Here is a 19,443-nt window from a genome sequence, read left to right as displayed (position 1 = left end):
GACGTGTCAGCGATTGAAGGGGGATCATTGAGCGGCCTGCTCGAAGGTGCGAAGAACCTGGTCAGCCGGGGTGGAGATCTCGGCGAGCGACTGGACGGACTGAACGCTGCGACCACCGCCGCGACGGGGCGCCTCGACGACGGGATCGTCGAGGATGCGCGCACCGTGGTCAACAAGGCCCAGGGACGTCTCAAGCTGTCCGCCGACCACACGGTCGTCGGGGTCGCGGGGGCGACCGGCTCGGGCAAGTCCTCCACGTTCAACGCCCTGACCGGGCTGGAGCTCTCTGCCGTCGGGGTCCGTCGGCCCACCACCTCGTGGGCGACTGCCTGCGTGTGGGGCTCGGAGGGCGCTCAGGAGCTGCTCGAGTGGCTCGGCATCCCCGAGCGGCACCAGACGACCCGCGACTCGATGCTCGACACCCGCCGTGAGGGGCACGAGCTCGACGGCGTCGTGCTGCTGGACCTGCCCGACCACGACTCCACCGAGGTCTCTCACCATCTCGAGGTCGACCGGCTGGTCGAGCTCGCCGACATGCTGGTGTGGGTGCTCGACCCGCAGAAGTACGCCGACGCGGCCATCCACGACCGCTACCTGCAGCCGCTCCGGACCCACTCCGAGATCATGGTCGTGGTGCTCAACCACATCGACCGCGTGCCCGAGGACCGTCGCGAGGCGATGCTCGGTGACGTACGCCGCCTGCTCGACCAGGACGGGCTGCGCAACGTCCCGGTGATCCCGGTCTCGGCCAAGCTCGGCTGGGGGATCCCGCAGCTCAAGACGGAGATCGCTCAGCGGGCCGCGGCGAAGCGTGCCAACAAGTCGCGGCTCTCGGCCGACATCAAGACGGCTGCGGTCAAGCTCGCCAAGGCATCCGGTGACGCCAAGCCGCGCTCGCTCGCCAAGCCGCGGGTGGAGGCGCTCGAGGACGCCATCGCAGAGGCTGCCGGGGTGCCCACCGTGGTGGATGCGGTCGAACGGTCCGTACGCACCCGGGCCCGGGCGGCCACCGGCTGGCCGCTGGTCTCCTGGGTGTCCCGGCTGAAGCCGGATCCGTTGAAGCGGCTCCATCTTGCGCTGGGCGAGGAGGCAACCCAGCTGGCCGGGCGCGCTAGGACCTCGCTGCCGCAGACCACCGCCGTCGAGCGGGCGCGGGTCGACACCGAGGTGCGTCAGCTGGCTGATGAGGCCGGCGCCGGGCTCGCCTCGCCGTGGCGTGACGCGATCCGCCGGGCATCGGTCTCCCGGATGGACGACCTCGCCGACAGCCTCGACGCCTCGGTCGGGAGCGTCGACCTGAACGCCGAGCGGCTGCCGATGTGGACCGGGCTGGTCAAGGTGCTCCAGTGGCTTCTGATCATCGTGGCCGGCGTCGGGCTGGTGTGGTCCGTGGCGCTGCTGCTGTCCGGGGCGGCCGCGGTCGGTGAGGTGACGCCCTCGGTGGCCGGTGTCGAGCTGCCGTATGTCCTGTTCCTCGGGGGTGCCGGGCTCGGTCTGGTGCTGTGGGCGGTGTGCCATCTGCTGGTGATCAGCACCGCTCGGCGGCGGGCGCGTGCGGCCGATGCGCGGCTGCGTACGGCGGTCGCCGACGTCTCGCGGGAGCTCGTCGTGGATCCGATCGAGACCGAGCTGGCGGCCTACAGCGCGCTCCGGCACGGGGTGGCCAAGGCGCTGCGCTGATCGATCGGCCCGATTTCGGGCCGATCACTGTCCACAAGGACGGTTCGATCCGGGGTTGTCCACAGGCGGGCGTACGCCGCCCGAAACTGTCGGCGGTCGAGCGCAGGGTTGTCTCCGAGGCCCGCACCAGGCGGGCGCGAACACCTGAGGAGACAACGATGAACGAAGCGACCATCACCCTGCGTGGCAATGTCGGCGCCGATCCTGTCGTGCGGAGCGTCGGCGACGTCTCGGTGGCGAACTTTCGGATGGCGTGCACCCCGCGCAAGCTCAACCGCGCGACCGGGGAGTGGAGCGACGGCGTGACGCAGTGGTTCTCGGTGAGTGCCTGGCGACAGCTGGGAGAGAACGTCGGGCGTTCGCTGCGCAAGGGCGACGCCGTGGTCGTCCACGGCCGGCTGACGGCTCGGAGCTACGTCAACAAGGACGGGCTCGAGGTCAACACCTTCGAGGTCGAGGCGAACGTGGTCGGCCACGACCTCAACCGCGGGCTGAGCAGCCTGTCGCGCAACCCGAGGTCACTGGCCGCGGCCGTCGCCCCGGCTCTGGAACCGCGCGAGGACGACCCCGAGCGGGACCCGCTCGCCGACTGGCGAGCTCCGGGCGCGGACCCGTGGGACCAGAAGCCGGCCACCCCGGACGAGGGCGAGGCGACTGACGAGACGGAGACCTCCGTGGCGGCGTGAGGTGAGTCGGGCGCGCACCGGCCCCGGTGGCGGGGTGCGCCGGTTGTACCGGCGTGCCTCTCCCTCATTAGGGTGGGCACCATGGCCGACTACATCCTCTCCCTGCGCAATGTGCGCAAGGCCCACGGCGACAAGGTCGTCCTCGACAACGTCACCCTCTCGTTCCTGCACGGTGCCAAGATCGGCGTCGTCGGCCCGAACGGTATGGGTAAGTCCTCGCTGCTCAAGCTGATGGCCGGGCTCGACCACCCCAACAACGGCGACATCGTCCGTGACCAGGACGCGACGGTCGGGATGCTCCAGCAGGAGCCGCCGCTGACCGAGGGCAAGACGGTCCTGGAGAACGTCGAGGAGGCCGTCGGCGAGATCAAGTCGAAGATGAAGCGCCTCGAGGACGCCTACATGGAGATGGGCGACCCCGACGCCGACCAGGACGCCCTGATGGCCGAGACCGGTGAGCTCCAGACCTTCCTGGACAACATCAACGCCTGGGACATCGACTCCAAGCTGGAGCAGGCGATGGACGCGCTGCGCTGCCCGCCGGGCGACGCGATCGTCGACAACCTCTCCGGTGGTGAGCGCCGCCGGGTCGCGCTGTGCAAGCTGCTCCTGCAGGAGCCCGACCTGCTGCTGCTCGACGAGCCCACCAACCACCTCGACGCCGAGTCGGTGCAGTGGTTGGAGGGTCACCTCAAGTCCTACAAGGGTGCGGTCCTGGCCGTCACCCACGACCGTTACTTCCTCGACAACGTCGCCGAGTGGATCGCCGAGGTCGACCGCGGCTCGATCCACGGCTACGAGGGCAACTACTCCACCTACCTGGAGACGAAGAAGGACCGTCTCAAGGTCGAGGGCCTCAAGGACGCCAAGCGCGCCCGGATGCTCGAGAAGGAGCTGGAGTGGGTCCGCTCCAACGCCAAGGCCCGTCAGACCAAGTCGAAGTCGCGTCTGGCTCGCTACGAGGAGCTCGCCGCCGAGGCGGACAAGGCCCGCAAGATCGACACCGCCGACATCAACATCCCGCCGGGCCCGCGTCTGGGTGACGTGGTGATGGAGGCCAAGGGCCTGACCAAGGGTTTCGAAGGCCGCACCCTGTGGGACGACATCTCCTTCTCGCTCCCGCGCGCCGGCATCGTCGGCATCGTCGGCCCGAACGGCGTCGGCAAGACCACCCTGTTCCGGATGATCACCGGCTCCGAGCAGCCCGACGCGGGTGAGCTCAACGTCGGTCAGACGGTGAAGATCTCCTACGTCGACCAGAGCCGCGGTGGCATCGACCCGAACAAGAACGTCTGGGAGGTCGTCTCCGACGGCCTGGACTTCATCAAGGTCGCCAACTTCGAGATGAACTCGCGGGCCTACGTCGCCTCCTTCGGCTTCAAGGGTCCCGACCAGCAGAAGAAGGCCGGCGTGCTCTCCGGTGGTGAGCGCAACCGCCTCAACCTGGCGCTGACGCTGAAGCAGGGCGGCAACATGCTGCTCCTCGACGAGCCGACCAACGACCTCGACGTCGAGACCCTGTCCTCGCTCGAGGACGCGCTCCTCGACTTCCCGGGCTGCGCCGTGGTCACCTCCCACGACCGCTGGTTCCTCGACCGCATCGCCACCCACATCCTCGCCTGGGAGGGCACCGAGGAGAAGGAAGGCGAGTGGTTCTGGTTCGAGGGCAACTTCGAGTCGTACGAGGCCAACAAGATCGAGCGCCTCGGCCAGGAGGCCGCCCGCCCCCACCGGGTCACCCACCGTCGCCTCACCCGCGACTGACCCGACCCGCGCCGAGTCGGCGCATTCTGACCGATGATCCCGCCGAGTCGGCTCGTCATGACGAGCCGACTCGGCGGGAGTCGTGTCAGTTCGAGCCGACTCGACGGGGTCAGGCGTTGGTCTGCGCCGACTCGGGGATCAGTGGAGGACGCAACCCGTTCACAGCGGGGGTGATCCGGCGCTCGAGCCGCATCGAGGCGATGACGATCCCGAAACAGCCGACCACCATCAGTGCGATGAACATGGTCGACTGGCCGTGCTCGAGCAGGAACCCGGCCAGGACCGGGCCGATGATCGCTCCGGTCTGGAACGAGGCCGAGTTGATCGCGTTGTAGCGCCCGCGCAGATGGTCGGGAGCCATGTCGTTGGTCAGAGCGGGGAAGGCCGACTGCATCAGCGTCTCGCCGAGGGCGAAGAACAGGCCCTGGAAGGCGATCACACCGATGATGGCCGCGACGGAGCCTGGCACCAGGCCGGTCGCTCCGAACACGACCCACGCCACGCCCCAGATGGCCGCGGTGGCGACGAGGACCCGGGTGCGCCGGCGGCCGCTGACCCGGTTCATGACCCAGAACTGGGCGAGCACGATCACGGCGCAGTTGACCACGAACGCGAACCCGACGACCCGGGTCGAGACCTCGGCGATCTGACGCGAGTAGGCCGGGAACCCGCTCTCGATCTGGCCGTAGCCGAGGGTGGAGAGCAGGACCCCGATCGCCACCAGCCAGACGACCTCGGGCCGACGCAGGATCGTGGCGTACGACGCGGTTGCATCGGGGGCGTCGGCGGCAGGGCGCGCGGCGCGGCCGTGCAGATGGCGCAGCGGGCCGAGCAGGACGAGGGCCGGGATCGTGAAGGTGGCGGCGTTGCCGAGGAAGGCGTAGGTGAACGTCTCGGGTCGGGTCACGTCGATGAAGAGACCACCGATGACGCCGCCGACGCCGATGCCGAGGTTGATCAGGGCGAAGTTCACCCCGTAGTAGCGCTGTCGGAGCTCACCCTCGACCACGGTGGCGACCAAGGCGTTGGCGGCCGGCCAGGAGACTCCGGCCTGGACGCCCAGCAGGCACAGGGCCGCGCCGGCGAGCACGGGGGTGTCGGCGAAGGCGAGCAGGACGTCGCCGGCGATCGCGCAGACCAGGCCGCCGAGGATGACCGGGCGGGCGCCGTACTTGTCGATCAGGGTGCCTGCAGGGCCGGTGACCACGAAGCCGACGATGGCGATCAGGCCCATCAGGGTGCCCGCGAGGCCGAGGTCGAAGCCGCGTACCTCGTGCAGGTAGATGATCGTGAAAGGCAACGTCATGCCGCGACCGAGGAGCTGGATCGCGACAGTCGCCAAGAGCCAGCGGCCCTCGCGTGGCAGTGCGGCTAGGAAGTCACGGAGACCGAGAGCAGGGGGATTGGACACTGCCTCATCTTCGCCTTTACCCGAGGCGGTGGCGAATTGTTTCTGACGTCGCCGAGGCCACCGGGACGGGCTTAGGTCCCGACATCTTTCCGCCCTTGGTCCCGGGTCGATCCGCGGGAGTTGACGGGCCAGTGCATGGAACAACCGGGAGAGAGGACTAACGTAATGCCCCGTGGGTGATGAGACTCGGTGGTTGAACGAAGAGCAGCAACGCTCGTGGCGTGCGCTGATGATGGGGATGACCCTGCTCGATGATCGTCTGGACGCCGATCTGCGCGACCGCTTCGACATCTCTCTTCCCGAGTACGAGATCCTCGTACGCCTCTCCGAGAACGACGGCGCCATGCGGATGGCTCAGCTCGCCGACTCGCTGGCTCACTCGCGCTCCCGGATCACCCACACGATCACCCGGATGCAGCGGGCCGGTCTCGTCGAGCGCCGCAACTCGGCCGACGACGGCCGCGGAGTCGTCGCCGCTCTCAGCGACCGCGGCTTCGAGCTGCTGCGGGAGGCGGCGCCGGTCCATGTCAGCGGCGTACGCGAGTATCTCGTCGATCTGGTCAGCGACGAGGACTTCGAGGCCCTGGGCCGGGTGATGAACGCCGTCTCGGACTACCTGATCTGCGACCGTCCCGGCATCGAGATGCGCTGACGCCCGCCGAGTCGGCTCGTCATGACGAGCCGACTCGGCGGGGGATGTGGTCAGGTTGTGCCGACTCGGCGCGAGTTGGTCAGATGCGCTCGAGGATCATCGCCATGCCTTGGCCGCCGCCGACGCACATGGTGATCAGGCCGGTGGTCTTGTCGTGCCAGTCGAGGCTGTTGAGCATGGTGTTCTGCAGGCGCGCGCCGGTCATGCCGAAGGGGTGACCGACGGCGATGGCGCCGCCGTTGATGTTGAGGCGGTCGATGTCGATGCCGAGGTCCTGGTAGGACGGGATCACCTGGGCCGCGAAGGCCTCGTTGATCTCGACCAGGTCGATGTCGCCGATCGACATGCCGGCGTACTTCAGCGCGTTCCGGGTCGCCTCGACCGGGCCGAGGCCCATGATCTCGGGGGAGAGGCCGGAGACGCCGGTGGAGACGATCCGGGCCAGCGGCTTGGCGCCGAGCTCGGCGGCCTTGGTGTCGGACATGACCACGACGGCGGCGGCGCCGTCGTTGAGGGCGCAGCAGTTGGCGGCGGTGACGGTGCCGTCCTCGCGGAAGACCGGCTTCATGCCGGAGACGGCCTCCAGGGTGACGCCGGCGCGGGGGCCGTCGTCGGCCGAGACGACGGTGCCGTCAGGGGTGGTGACCGGGGTGATCTCGCGGGCCCAGAAGCCGTCGGCGATGGCCTTCTCAGCGAGGTTCTGCGAACGTACGCCGAACTCGTCCATCTCCTGGCGGGAGATGCCGCGCGAGGTGGCGAGGTTCTCCGCGGTCTGGCCCATCGCGATGTAGACGTCCGGCAGCAGGCCGTCCTCGCGCGGGTCGTGCCACTTCTCGTTGGACGTTGCGGTCGCGGTGGTCCGCGACTGGGCGTCGTCGAAGAGGTGGTTGACGGTGTCGGGGAGGTGGTCGGAGGTGCCCTTGACGAAGCGGGAGACGGTCTCGACGCCGGCCGAGACGATGATGTCGGCCTCGCCGGCCTTGATCGCGTGCAGCGCCATCCGCGAGGTCTGCACCGAGGAGGAGCAGTAGCGGGTGATGGTCGCGCCGGGCACCTTGTCCCAGCCGTTCAGCACGGAGACCACGCGGCCCATGTTGTTGCCGGACTCACCGCCCGGCAGACCACACCCGAGCAGCAGGTCGTCGATGTCATTGGGGTCGAGGCCCTCGACCTTGCCGACGGCTTCCTTGGTGATGAGCGCCGCGAGGTCGTCGGGACGGAAGTCCTTCAGAGATCCCTTGTTGGCTCGCCCGATCGGAGTGCGGGCGGCGGCGACGATGACTGCCTCAGGCATGAAGACTCCCGGTTACTGATGAGTAGGTTGAACTGTGGTCGACACCATACTCGCCCGGACAGCGTCTGGTCGCCAGGCCCAGTGCCCAAGATGATCTGGAAGGATCGACCCCGTGCGCCATCTCTATGAATGCCCCATGCGTTGGGCCGACCTCGACATGCTCGGCCACGTCAACAACGTCGTCTACGTCGACTACCTCCAAGAGGCGCGCGTGGACATGCTGCGCACGCACGCGCGGAGCCCGCAGACCCAGGGCTTGGCCGAGGGCGTCGTGGTGGTCAGCCACCAGGTCACCTACGTGGCCCCGTTGCTCTTCGACTTCACGCCGGTCTACGTCGAGTCGTGGGTGACCGACATCCGAGCGGCGAGCTTCACGATGGCCTACGAGATCTTCCGGGACCAGCCCGACGGGACCCGCAAGGTGTTCCTGCGGGCGACCACGGTCCTGGCGCCGTACGTCTTCACCACCGAGTCGCCGCGCCGGCTCAGGCCGGAGGAGAAGGCCAACCTCGAGCCCTACCTCGAGAAGACGCCGTCGAAGCCGCTCGCGCTGGGCGAGCCGAAGCGGCTGGAGGAGGGACACTTCCCGCTCTTCGTCCGCTTCTCCGACGTCGACGCGTACGGGCACGTGAACAACGTCAAGTACTTCGAGTACTTCCAGGAGTCGCGGCTGGCGCTGATGAAGCGGCTCAGGTCGCACAACGACCTGAAGAACTGGCCCTCCGTCGTGGTCGCCCAGACCGACGTCACCTACCACGCTCCGGTCCTCGCCCGCGCGGAGCCGTACGACGTGTGGAGCTACGTCTCCCGGTTGGGCACCAAGTCGATGACGATCGAGTCCGAGATCGCCGATGGCGACCTCAGGCTCGCCCGCGGGCAGGTCACGCTGGTCTTCTACGACCTGGAGTCCGGGAAGTCGGTCGAGCCCAGCCCGGAGGTGCGGGCAGCCGTCGAGAGCGTGCTGTAGCGCGACCTCAGTCGCGCCAGCCGTCCCAATCGTCTCCGTCCCAATCGTCTCCGTCGCAGTCGTGATGGCGGTCGCGTCGGCAGTCGTCGCGACCGGTGTCGCCGGAACGAGCGCCGTCCCAGGCGCTCCACTCCCAGCCGTCACGGGTGAACGTGAAGTCCTCGGGAAACGCCGGGACCCGGTCGGAGGCATCGGGCTTCGGAGCCGGGCGCGCAGCCAGCGTTCTTCCGCCGGCGGGTTTCCGGGCGGGACGTGAGTCGGGCGCGGCCTCGGGCGGCGCGACCAGGTCACGGGAGACGAGCTGGGTGGCGAGCGAGGCGTCGGGCGGAGGCGGCAGAGTGCCGACCGAGGTGTCCTCGGCGGCATCGACAGGCTCCGCCGGTCCGGTCGGCCCATCGCCGAGCCGCGTCGGCGACCCGGCGGCCTGCTTCGACTGCTGCGCCGGGTCCGATCCCATCGAACCCTGGTCCCCGATGAGCAGTGTCATCGCCATGACGGCGACGAGGGCAACCCCGACTCCGGCGATGACCCCGTGAATTGCCCGCATGCGTCCTCCGAGAGCGCTCTGGTCCACAGAATGTTCTGCTTGAGGCCAGTAGCCTCCCAGTGCTTTCGTCGGTTGTCGAGGAACGGGACCTTTGTCAGCGTTTCCTGGCCCGACCCGAGCTGGCCCGAGCCGCCGACCGCCGCGATGGCGAACACGTCAGGGACACGTCAAGGCTGTCTCTGCGGGCGTCAAGGATCCGTCAACGCCGACTGGAACGGTCAGATGCGGGTCTGGAATGGGGGCGTGTCAGATCTCATCTACATCCTCCTCACGCTCATGTGCTTCACCGGGCTCGCCCTGCTGGTCGGTCTGATCGACCGCCGGCTGGGCTCAGCCGAGGCGGCCGCGGACGACGTTCCCGCCGCCGACGAGACCGCGGGCGTGAATGTCCCCCACGACAACTTCATCCCGGGAGCCGCCCGATGAACGCCATCCTCGCCGCGGTGCTCCAGATCCTGGGCCTGGTCGGGGCACTGGCGTTCAGCGTGCCGCTCCTGGGTCGCTACCTCGCCCACATCTACACCAGCCCGAAGCACCTGCGCGCGGAGGCCGTGGCCTACCGGGCGCTCAAGGTCGACGCCGAGGCGGACCAGCACTGGCGCTCCTACGCGATGTCGGCGCTGGGCTTCTCGCTGGCCGGGATCCTGTTCCTGTTCGCCTTCGGCCGGCTACAGAACCTGCTTCCGCTCGACGGTGGCTTCGATCCGCTGCCCAGCGACGGGGCCTGGAACACCGCGGTCTCGTTCGTGACCAACACCAACTGGCAGTGGTACTCAGGTGAGGCGGCCACCGGCCACCTGATCCAGATGGCCGGGCTGGCGGTGCAGAACTTCGTCTCCGCCGCGGTCGGTCTCTCCGTCGCCGCGGCCTTCGCGCGCGGGCTCGCCCGCACCCGCAACCAGGGGAGGATCGGCAACTTCTGGGTCGATCTGGTGCGTACGACGGTTCGGGTTCTCCTGCCGGTGGCGTTCGTCGTGGCGATCGTCCTGGTCGCTGCCGGGGCGGTGCAGAACCTGCACTCCGTGCACGAGATGACCACGCTGACCGGCGGTGGCCAGGCGCTGACCGGTGGCCCGGTCGCCAGCCAGGAGGCGATCAAGGAGCTCGGCACCAACGGCGGCGGCTTCTACAACGCCAACTCCGCCCACCCGTTCGAGAACCCCAGCCCGTTCACCAACCTGCTCGAGATCTGGGCGATCCTCGTGCTGCCGTTCTCGATGGCCTGGGCCTTCGGCCTGATCGTCAAGGACAAGCGTCAAGGGGGCGCGGTGGTGGCCACGATGGGCACCCTCCTCATCGTCGGCATCACGCTGCTGACCTGGGCGGAGATGGCCGGCCCCGGCACCGCTCCGCAGGTCGCCGGAGCCGCGATGGAGGGCAAGGAGACCCGCTTCGGCGAGGCCGCCACGGCGCTCTTCGCGGCCGCCACCACCGGCACCTCGACCGGTGCCGTCAACGGCATGCACGAGAGCCTGACCGCTCCCGGTGGGGGCGTCGCGATGTTCGGGATGATGCTTGGCGAGATCGCGCCCGGCGGCGTCGGCTCCGGTCTCTACGGCATGCTCATGCTCGCCGTGGTCACGGTCTTCCTGTGCGGCCTGATGGTGGGACGTACGCCTGAATACCTCGGCAAGAAGATCAGCCGCGACGAGATGGTGCTGGTCGCGGTCTACATCCTGACCACCCCGATCCTGGTGCTGGTCGGCGCGGCGATCGCGCTGACCGCTCCGGCAGGGTTGGCGGGCCTCTCTACCGACGGCCCGCACGGCCTCTCCGAGGCGCTGTACGCCGTCACCAGCGCCGCCAACAACAACGGCTCCGCCTTCGCCGGGATCACCTCGGGCACCCCGTTCTGGAACACGCTGCTCGGGATGCTGATGCTGCTCGGCAGGTTCGTCCCGATGATCTTCGTGCTCGCCCTGGCGGGCCGGTTCGCGACCGCCAACCGGCTGCCGGCCAACTCCGGCACCCTGCCCACCCACCGCCCGCTCTTCATCGGCCTGCTGACCGGCGTCGCGCTGGTCGTGGTCGGCCTGACCTTCGTCCCGGCTCTCATGCTGGGCCCGATCGTGGAGTCCCTGTCATGACCCAGACCCCCGTACGTACCCCTGAAGAACACGCCGAGCACACCAGCCATGTCGAGGCGGCGCCGTCGGTGCTCACGGCCAGGCAGATCGCCGAGGCGGTGCCTGGTGCGCTGCGCAAGCTCGATCCCCGCAAGCTGGTGGCGACCCCCGTCATGCTCGTGGTCGAGCTCGGTGCGGCCGCCACGACCGTCATGTCGGTCCTCGACCCGTCGGTGATGGGCTGGCTGGTCACGGTCTGGCTGTGGCTCACCGTCGTCTTCGGTTCCCTGGCCGAGTCGGTCGCCGAGGGCCGCGGCAAGGCTCAGGCGGCCTCGCTTCGCGCGCTCCAGACCGAGACCAGCGCGCGTCGCCTGCACGGTGGCCCCGGTGGTGCCGAGGAGGTCGTCGCCTCCACCAGCCTGCGCGCCGGCGACGTCGTCGTGGTCGAGGCCGGCGAGCGGATCCCCGGTGACGGCGACGTCATCGAGGGCGTCGCCAGCGTCGACGAGAGCGCAGTGACCGGCGAGTCCGCCCCGGTGATCCGCGAGTCCGGCGGCGACCGGTCAGCGGTCACGGGCGGCACGCTGGTCCTCTCGGACCGGATCGTCGTCCGGATCACCTCCGACCCGGGCCACTCCTTCGTGGACCGGATGATCGCCCTGGTCGAGGGATCGGAGCGGCAGCGTACGCCGAACGAGATCGCGCTCAACGTGCTCCTGACCAGCCTGACCGCGATCTTCGTGGTCGTCTGCGGGAGCCTCTACTACCTGGCCGACTACTCCGGCGCGCATCAGTCCTGGCTGGTCCTGACCGCCCTGCTGGTCTGCCTGATCCCGACCACCATCGGCGCGCTGCTGAGCGCCATCGGCATCGCCGGCATGGACCGGCTCGTACGCCGCAACGTCCTGGCGATGTCGGGGAGGGCCGTCGAGGCGGCCGGTGACGTCGACGTGCTCCTGCTCGACAAGACCGGCACGATCACGTACGGCAACCGGCAGGCGTACGAGATCATCCCGGTCACCGGGGTCACGCTGACCGGCGCCGAGAACGCCGCGGTCCTGGCCAGCCTCTCCGACCAGACCCCGGAAGGACGCAGCATTCTCACGCTCGTGGGTCGCTCCATGGGCGGGCCGGCGGAGGCCACGATGGTGGACTTCTCCGCCACGACAAGGATGTCCGGCCTGGACAGCCCCGGCCTGAGCGTACGCAAGGGCGCCGCCTCCGCGGTGACGGCCTGGGTCAAGGAGAACGGCGGCCAGGTGCCCTCGGAGACCGCGGTGATCGTCTCGGAGATCGCCGAGACCGGTGGCACCCCGCTCGTCGTCGCCGAGCACCGCAACAGCGACCCGGCACGGGTCCTGGGCGTCGTACATCTCAAGGACGTCGTCAAGGACGGCATCCGCGAGCGGTTCGAGGAGCTGCGAGCGATGGGCATCAAGACGGTGATGATCACCGGCGACAACGCGGCCACCGCCGCGGCCATCGCCAAGGAGGCGGGCGTCGACGACTTCCTCGCCGAGGCGACCCCGGAGGACAAGCTCGCCCTGATCCGGCGCGAACAGCGTGGCGGGCGGATGGTCGCGATGTGCGGCGACGGCACCAACGACGCGCCCGCGCTCGCGCAGGCCGATGTCGGCGTCGCGATGAACACCGGGACGACCGCGGCCAAGGAGGCCGGCAACATGGTCGACCTCGACTCCGACCCGACCAAGCTGATCGATGTCGTCGAGATCGGCAAGCAGCTGCTGATCACTCGGGGCGCGCTGACCACCTTCTCGGTGGCCAACGACGTCGCGAAGTACTTCGCGATCCTGCCGGCGATGTTCGTCGGCGCTTTCCCCGCGCTGGACGTCCTCAACATCATGCGGCTGTCCTCGCCGGAGTCGGCCATCGTCTCCGCGGTGGTCTTCAACGCGCTGATCATCATCGCGCTGATCCCGCTGGCGCTGCGTGGCGTCCGCTACCGGCCGTCCTCGGCATCGGCTCTGCTGCGCCGCAACCTGCTGCTCTACGGGGTCGGCGGCCTGATCGTGCCGTTCGTCGGGATCAAGCTGCTCGATCTCGTCGTCTCTCTCATCCCAGGCCTGTGACCAAGGAACCGAACATGTCAGATCTCTTTGTACTGCTACGCCACTCGCTCGCCGGTCTCCGCGTGCTCATCGCCGCGACCCTGCTGTGCGGTCTCGTCTATCCCCTGGTGGTCACCGGCGTCGCCCAAGCCGCCTTCGGCTGGCGCGCCGACGGCTCCCTGATCACCGAGTCCGGTGCGCACACCAACGACCCCGCCGAGGCGGTCGGCTCGGCCCTGATCGGGCAGGGCAACGACGACGAGGGGCTCTTCTACCCGCGTCCCAGCGCGGCCGGCGACGGCTGGGACACGCTGTCCACCTACGGCTCCAACCTCGGCCCGGAGGACCCGGACCTGGTCAAGGCGATCACGGAGCGCCAGCGCGAGATCGCCGCGCGCGAAGGCGTCACGGTCGACCAGGTCCCCGCCGACGCCGTCACCGCCTCCGCATCCGGCATCGACCCCGACATCTCACCGGCTTACGCAGCCCTCCAGGTGTCCCGGGTGGCCCGCGCCAACGGGCTCTCGGATCAGGCGGTGACGGCGCTGGTGGCCGAGCACACCGACGGCCGGACCTTCGGGTTCCTCGGTGAGGCTCGGGTCAACGTGCTCGAGCTCAACATCGCCGTACGTGCGCAGAGGGGTTGAATGGGGACGTGCAGACCACGTCAACGGACGGACGGCTCCCGCGACCGCGGGGCCGTCTGACCGTCTATCTCGGAGCCGCACCAGGTGTCGGCAAGACGTACGCCATGCTCGGCGAGGCGCAGCGTCGCCAGGCGCGGGGGACCGATGTGGTGGTCGGGTTCGTCGAGACCCACGACCGCAGCAACACCGCCCGCCAGATCGAGGGGCTCGAGGTGATCCCGCGCCGGGAGATCGACCATCGCGGGAGGACCTTCACCGAGCTCGACGTGGAGGCGGTGATCGCCCGTGACCCGAAGGTGGTCTGCGTCGACGAGCTCGCGCACACCAACGTCCCCGGCAGTGCTCACACGAAGCGGGCTCAGGACATCGAGCAGATCCGGGCGGCCGGGATCGACGTGATCACGACCGTCAACATCCAGCACCTGGAGTCGCTCAACGACGAGGTCGCGCGGATCACCGGCGTACGCCAGCGGGAGACGGTCCCCGACGATCTCGTACGCACCGCCGACATGATCCACCTGGTCGACATGGCGCCGCAGGCGCTACGTCGGCGGATGGCCCACGGCAACGTCTACAAGCCGGAGAACATCGACGCGTCCCTGACCTCGTACTTCCGGGTCGGCAACCTCACCGCGCTGCGGGAGCTGGCGCTGCTGTGGCTGGCGGATCGGGTCGACGACGCCCTCGGTGACTACCGGCGGGAGCACCAGATCTCGCATCCCTGGCCCACCAAGGAGCGCATCGTGGTCGCGGTCACCGGTGGTCCCGAGTCGGAGACCCTGCTGCGTCGTGGGGCTCGGCTCTGCCAGCGTGCCAAGGGCTCCGAGCTGGTCGCGGTGCACGTCGTCTCCGCCGACGGGCTGGCGCGGTCGACCGGTGACCTGCCGCAGAGCCAGAGCCTCACCCGGTCGCTGGGCGGCACCTTCCACACCGTCATCGGTGACGATCCCGCCACGGCGATCGTCGACTTCGCGGCCGGTGCCAACGCCACGATGATCATCGTCGGCGTCTCCCGGCACGGCCGGATGCGACGCTTGTTCACCGGCAGCACCGGCGACCGGATCGCCACCGCGGCGGGCAGCATCGACGTTCACCTGGTCACCCACGAGCACGTCGGGGCAGGTCTGCGCCTGTGGCGGCCACGGTCGGCCCTGGGTCGTTCGCGGCGGCTGGCGGGATGGGCCGCTGCGGTCCTGCTGCCGTTCGCGCTGTTCGGGGGTCTCTACCTGGTGCCGTCGGCCGATCGCAACGATCAGCTCCCGGCCGCCAGTCTGCTGATGACCGGTGCGATCGTGGCGGTGGCCCTCATCGGCGGCAGGTGGGCGTCGGCGGTCGCTGCCATGATCGGCGCAGGGGTGCTGAACTTCTTCTTCACCCAGCCCTATTACGACCTGACCGTGCAGAGCACGCACAACATCCTCGCCCTGGGTGTCTTCCTGACGATCGCGCTCTCCGTGGCGGGGGTCGTCGACCAGGCGGCACGACGCTCGGAGGAGGCGGCGCGGGCGCGAGCCGAGGCGTCGACGATCGGAGCCTTGTCGAGGTCGGTGCTCACCGGCCAGGACACCGCGGAGGCGATCGTCCATCGCGTACGCGAGAGCTTCGGGCAGCGGTCGGTGGCTCTCCTGCGAGCGGGATCGTCGGGATGGCACACCCTGGCCGAGGTCGGCCAGGACGCGGCGAGGGAGCCCGAGGCCGGCGACACCCAGGTCCGGGTCGACGACGAGCATGTGATCGTGCTGCGGGGCGACCCGCTCCGGGCCGCGGACCAGCGTGTGCTGGACGCGTTCGCCATCCAGACCTCGCTGGTGCTGGAATATCGCCGGCTGCGCGACCAGGCCGATCGCGCGCTGGCGCTGGAGCGAGCCGAGCAGACCTCGACCTCGCTGCTCCGTGCGGTCTCCCACGACCTGCGGACGCCGCTGGCGACGATGCGCGCCGCCCTCGACGGTCTGCTGACAGGCCGGTTGCCCGAGCAGGATCGCCGCGAGCTCGTCGAGTCGGCCGCGACCTCCGCCGACCAGCTGGAGGCGCTCATCGACAACCTCCTCGACCTCTCCCGGGTCGAGGCTGGCCTGGTCCACCCCGCGATGCGGGACGTCAGCCTGGAGGAGTCTCTGCCGCTGGCGGTCGCCGGGCTTCCTCCGGGATCGATCGCCTTCGACGTCGACGAGGGCACCCCGCTCGTACGCACCGACTCGGGGCTGTTGGAACGGGTCGTCGCCAATCTGGTGAGCAACGCCGTCCGGGCCAGCAGCCAGGGGCCGCGCCCCGGCGAGCCGGTCCGCGTCCTGGCCCACGAGACGCCCGAGACTGTGGAGGTGATGATCGTCGACCGCGGGCCGGGTGTCCCCGAGGAGCAGCGGGAACGGATGTTCGAGCCTTTCCAGCGTCTCGACGACACCTCGGCCGACGGGCTGGGTCTCGGTCTCGCCGTGGCCAAGGGGTTGAGCGAGGCGCTCGGGATCAGGCTGTCCGCCGAGGACACCCCTGGTGGTGGCCTGACCATGGTGGTCGCGGTGCCGCGCGCGAGGAGTGAAAGGTGAGCCGGGTGCTCGTCGTCGACGACGAGCCCGCCCTGCTGCGGGCGCTCGCCATCAACCTGCGCGCCGCCGGCTGGGAGGTCGAGACGGCGACCGACGGGCGTTCGGCGCTCGCCGCCGTCGCGGCGACCCGCCCCGACGTGGTCCTGCTCGATCTCGGTCTCCCGGACCTCGACGGCACCGAGGTGATCGAGGGGCTGCGCGGCTGGACCCAGGTGCCGGTGGTCGTGCTCTCCGCGCGCCAGCACGGCGACGACAAGATCGAGGCGCTGGACCTCGGGGCGGACGACTACGTGACCAAGCCGTTCGCGATGAACGAGCTGATGGCGCGCCTTAGGGCTGCCGTCCGGCGGTCCCAGGACGCGGCTCCGCCAGCCGCCGCCGTCGTGAACGTCGGTGACCTGGAGATCGACTTCGCCCGCAAGCGGGTCCACAAGGCGGGGGAGGACGTACGCCTCACCCCGACCGAGTGGTCGTTCCTGGAGCTCCTCGCCCGCAATCTCGGCCGGCTGGTCCCGCGGGAGCAGATCCTCACGGAGGTGTGGGGCCCGGCCTATGCCAAGGAGACGCACTACCTGCGGGTCTATGCCGCCCAGCTGCGCCGCAAGCTCGAGGACGACCCCTCCCGGCCGCGCCACCTGGTCACCACCGCAGGCGTCGGCTACACCCTCGAAGCGGGGCTGCTCAACTAGAGCCGGGCGAAGGCCTCGACCTTGTGCTGCGGCCCGGAGACGACGATGTGGTCGTCGGGCCGGATGACGGTGTCCGCTGTCGTGTAGGTGAAGGTGCCGCCGGCCGGTTTCACCCCGACGACGGTCACGCCGTAGGTCTGACGGACGCCGACGCCGGTGAGGCTGCGGTTGTGCAGCAGGGCCGGGGGCCGGGTTTTCACGAAGACGTAGCCGTCGTCGAACTCGATGTAGTCGAGCATCCGCCCGCGGACGAGGTGAGCGACCCGTTGACCCATGTCGTGCTCAGGCCGGACCACGTTGTCGACCCCGATCTGGGCGAGGATCCGGGCATGGGGCTCGCTGATCGCCTTGGCCCAGACGTTGCGTACGCCGAGATGGACCGCGACCGACGCGGTGAGGATGCTCGCTTCGATGTCGGTGCCGATGGCGACGACCACGGTGCCGAACTCACCGATCCCGAGGCCGCGCATCGCGTCCTCGCTGGTGGTGTCGGCCTCGACCACATGGGTCAGCAGACCGGCATGCTCCTGCACCGTTCGCGGATTCAGGTCGGCGGCGAGCACCTCTTCGCCCTCCTCGACGAGCTCGAGGGCGAGCGCGCTGCCGAACCGGCCGAGGCCGAGCACGGCGACACCGCCGCGGGTGGTGCCGTCCTTGTCCAATCTGGTCCTAGCCAATGAGGGGCCGTCCTTCCGGGAAGCGGTGCAGGCGCTCGCGGTCGCGGAGCGCCAGGGCCGAGACGAGGGTGATCGGGCCGATCCTGCCGACGAACATCATCGCGATCAGGATCAGCTGACCCCCAGAGGGAACGTCGTAGGTGAGGTTGGCCGAGAGGCCCACGGTGGCGAAGGCCGAGACGGCCTCGAAGAGCACCTGGTGGGTGGGTGCGTCGACCAGGTGGAGCAGCGCGATGGTCCCGGTGACCACGAAGCCGACCGAGAGCAGCGCGACCGTGAGCGCTTGGCGGATGGCCCGCGGGTCGATGCGGCGGTTGAACGCCTCGACCTCGCGCTGGCCGCGCACCTCGGCGACGATGACGAAGAAGAGCAGCATGAACGTCGTGATCTTGAGGCCGCCCGCCGTGCCCGCGGACCCGCCGCCGATGAGCATCAGCACGTCGGCGCCGAGCAGCGTACCTTCGTGCATCTGCTCGTAGTCGAGGCTGTTGAACCCGGCCGTCCGCGTCATCGCGCTCTGGAAGAAGCCGGCCAGCAGCTTGCCCGGGGTGCTCAGCGCGCCCAGGGTGTCGGGGTTCTTCCACTCGACCGCGGTGAAGAACAACGAGCCGATGATCAGCAGCCCGACGGTGCCGGAGACGGTCATCTTCGTGTGCAGGCTCCACATCCGCACCTTCGTACGCTGCAGCAGCTCCAGCCACACCGGGAACCCGAGGCCGCCGGCGATCACCGCGACGGCGATGGGGATGCAGATCCAGGGGTCGTCGACGAACCCCATCAGGTTGTCCGACCGCAGCGCGAAGCCGGCGTTGTTGAAGGCGGAGATCGAGTGGAAGATGCCGTCATAGGCCGCCCGCTCCAGCGTGGCGCCGTAGCCCAGCCAGAACCGCAGCGTCAGCGGGATCGCGATGATCAGCTCGATGACCAGGCTGATCCCGACGACGCCCATGACGACGCTGCGGACGTCACCGAGACCGGAGCTGGTGTGCTCCACGGCGGCCGTGAGCCGGAACCGCAGCCCGAGCCGGCGGAAGACGACCAGCGCCAGCATCGAGGCGAGCGTCATGATCCCGATCCCGCCGACCTGGATCAGCCCGAGGATGGTGACCTCGCCGAAGGTCGACCAGTAGGTCGGGGTGTCGACCACGACCAGACCGGTGACGCAGACGGCGCTGGTCGCGGTGAACAGGGCAGTCAGGAACGGTGCGTGGCCCGGCTCGGCGCGCGCCACCGGAAGCATCAGCAGGAGCGTGCCGATCAGGATCGTCGCGGCGAACCCGACCGCCACGATCTGGGCCGGGTGGCGCAGCAGCCCCTTGCCGCGACGCGCGCGGCGCGGCAGAGGGCTCACCCCGGAGCGTTGATCATGAAGTTCGCCGCATGCTCGGCGTACGCCCAGAACTGCGCGTCCTGCTCCGGCGTCAGCCCGGCGGCGTCGAGGCCCTCGCGGAAGTGCTGGAGCCAGCGGTCCCGAGCCTCCGAGGTGACCTCGAACGGGGCGTGCCGCATCCGCAGCCGCGGGTGGCCGCGCTGCTCGGAGTAGGTCGTCGGGCCGCCCCAGTATTGAGCCAGGAAGAGGGTCAGCCGCTCCTGAGCCGGACCGAGATCCTCCTCGGGATACATCGGCCGCATCAGCTCGTCGGTCGCCACGCCCTCGTAGAACTTGGCCACGATCGTGCGGATGGTGTCCATCCCGCCGATCTCCTCATAAAACGTCACTGAGCCATTCTTCCACGCGGGTCCGCGCT

The 19,443-nt window shown here is 69.4% G+C and carries 17 protein-coding genes; 11 read left to right on the top strand and 6 right to left on the bottom strand.

The window, feature by feature from the left end; translation table 11 throughout:
• Positions 1-57: 57 nt before the first annotated feature.
• The 3 genes from IEY84_RS00950 to ettA all read left to right on the top strand — a co-directional run bounded on the left by IEY84_RS00950 (position 58) and on the right by ettA (position 4,130).
• On the top strand, positions 58-1,680 hold the full coding sequence (locus tag IEY84_RS00950; RefSeq protein WP_444544188.1) for a YfjP family GTPase: 1,623 nt from the start codon (positions 58-60) through the stop codon (positions 1,678-1,680).
• 158 nt (positions 1,681-1,838) lie between these two features.
• Positions 1,839-2,366 (top strand): single-stranded DNA-binding protein, encoded by a 528-nt coding sequence (ssb, locus tag IEY84_RS00945; RefSeq protein ID WP_183541366.1) that lies wholly within the window; start codon positions 1,839-1,841, stop codon positions 2,364-2,366.
• 81 nt (positions 2,367-2,447) lie between these two features.
• Positions 2,448-4,130 (top strand): energy-dependent translational throttle protein EttA, encoded by a 1,683-nt coding sequence (gene ettA, locus IEY84_RS00940; RefSeq protein ID WP_183541365.1) that lies wholly within the window; start codon positions 2,448-2,450, stop codon positions 4,128-4,130.
• A 109-nt stretch (positions 4,131-4,239) separates the two neighbouring features.
• Here ettA and IEY84_RS00935 read toward each other — a convergent pair whose 3' ends face one another.
• A complete protein-coding gene (locus tag IEY84_RS00935) occupies positions 4,240-5,541 on the bottom strand; it encodes an MFS transporter (RefSeq protein ID WP_183541364.1) in 1,302 nt (433 codons plus the stop codon).
• 193 nt (positions 5,542-5,734) lie between these two features.
• Here IEY84_RS00935 and IEY84_RS00930 point away from each other — a divergent pair, with 193 nt between their 5' ends.
• Positions 5,735-6,193: a MarR family winged helix-turn-helix transcriptional regulator gene (locus IEY84_RS00930; RefSeq protein ID WP_373292275.1), complete on the top strand. Its 459-nt coding sequence runs from the start codon at positions 5,735-5,737 to the stop codon at positions 6,191-6,193.
• Positions 6,194-6,272: 79 nt separating this feature from the next.
• Here IEY84_RS00930 and IEY84_RS00925 read toward each other — a convergent pair whose 3' ends face one another.
• Positions 6,273-7,487, bottom strand: coding sequence for an acetyl-CoA C-acetyltransferase (locus IEY84_RS00925; RefSeq protein WP_183541362.1), 1,215 nt, complete (start codon positions 7,485-7,487; stop codon positions 6,273-6,275).
• A 136-nt stretch (positions 7,488-7,623) separates the two neighbouring features.
• On the opposite strand from IEY84_RS00925, the gene IEY84_RS00920 reads away from it, so the two are divergent.
• Positions 7,624-8,454, top strand: a complete 831-nt coding sequence (locus IEY84_RS00920; RefSeq protein ID WP_221208416.1) for an acyl-CoA thioesterase — start codon at positions 7,624-7,626, stop codon at positions 8,452-8,454.
• Between the two features lie 7 nt (positions 8,455-8,461).
• On the opposite strand, the gene IEY84_RS00915 is transcribed toward IEY84_RS00920, so the two are convergent.
• Positions 8,462-9,001, bottom strand: coding sequence for a hypothetical protein (locus IEY84_RS00915; protein ID WP_183541358.1), 540 nt, complete (start codon positions 8,999-9,001; stop codon positions 8,462-8,464).
• A gap of 243 nt (positions 9,002-9,244) precedes the next feature.
• Between IEY84_RS00915 and IEY84_RS00910 the strand changes: the two genes are divergently transcribed.
• From IEY84_RS00910 to IEY84_RS00885, 6 genes are read left to right on the top strand one after another with little or no spacing between them, the layout of a single operon-like run.
• Positions 9,245-9,427 carry a hypothetical protein gene (locus tag IEY84_RS00910; RefSeq protein WP_183541356.1) on the top strand — a complete coding sequence of 61 codons (183 nt, stop codon included), beginning with the start codon at positions 9,245-9,247 and terminating at the stop codon, positions 9,425-9,427.
• Positions 9,424-11,088: a potassium-transporting ATPase subunit KdpA gene (kdpA, locus tag IEY84_RS00905; protein WP_183541354.1), complete on the top strand. Its 1,665-nt coding sequence runs from the start codon at positions 9,424-9,426 to the stop codon at positions 11,086-11,088. The genes IEY84_RS00910 and kdpA overlap by 4 nt, the downstream gene beginning before the upstream one ends.
• Entirely contained in the window at positions 11,085-13,157 is a 2,073-nt protein-coding gene (gene kdpB, locus IEY84_RS00900; protein ID WP_183541352.1) for a potassium-transporting ATPase subunit KdpB, read from the top strand. Before kdpA ends, kdpB begins: the two co-directional genes overlap by 4 nt.
• Positions 13,158-13,171: 14 nt before the next feature.
• Complete coding sequence (kdpC, locus tag IEY84_RS00895; protein WP_183541350.1) at positions 13,172-13,783, top strand: potassium-transporting ATPase subunit KdpC; 612 nt, start codon at positions 13,172-13,174, stop codon at positions 13,781-13,783.
• Between the two features lie 8 nt (positions 13,784-13,791).
• Positions 13,792-16,329 (top strand): DUF4118 domain-containing protein, encoded by a 2,538-nt coding sequence (locus IEY84_RS00890; protein WP_229788202.1) that lies wholly within the window; start codon positions 13,792-13,794, stop codon positions 16,327-16,329.
• Complete coding sequence (locus IEY84_RS00885) at positions 16,326-17,018, top strand: response regulator (RefSeq protein WP_183541348.1); 693 nt, start codon at positions 16,326-16,328, stop codon at positions 17,016-17,018. The genes IEY84_RS00890 and IEY84_RS00885 overlap by 4 nt, the downstream gene beginning before the upstream one ends.
• Here IEY84_RS00885 and IEY84_RS00880 read toward each other — a convergent pair.
• From IEY84_RS00880 to IEY84_RS00870, 3 genes are read right to left on the bottom strand one after another with little or no spacing between them, the layout of a single operon-like run.
• Positions 17,015-17,695, bottom strand: coding sequence for a potassium channel family protein (locus IEY84_RS00880; RefSeq protein ID WP_229788201.1), 681 nt, complete (start codon positions 17,693-17,695; stop codon positions 17,015-17,017). The genes IEY84_RS00885 and IEY84_RS00880 overlap by 4 nt on opposite strands.
• A complete protein-coding gene (locus IEY84_RS00875; RefSeq protein ID WP_229788199.1) occupies positions 17,688-19,046 on the bottom strand; it encodes a TrkH family potassium uptake protein in 1,359 nt (452 codons plus the stop codon). Before IEY84_RS00875 ends, IEY84_RS00880 begins: the two co-directional genes overlap by 8 nt.
• Positions 19,043-19,414, bottom strand: coding sequence for a globin (locus IEY84_RS00870; protein WP_183541345.1), 372 nt, complete (start codon positions 19,412-19,414; stop codon positions 19,043-19,045). Before IEY84_RS00870 ends, IEY84_RS00875 begins: the two co-directional genes overlap by 4 nt.
• Positions 19,415-19,443 lie beyond the last annotated feature (29 nt).

Origin of the sequence: Nocardioides albus, assembly GCF_014648255.1 — a bacterium.
Classification (GTDB): Bacteria; Actinomycetota; Actinomycetes; order Propionibacteriales; family Nocardioidaceae; genus Nocardioides; species Nocardioides albus.
This window is presented reverse-complemented; position numbering and strand designations above follow the sequence as displayed.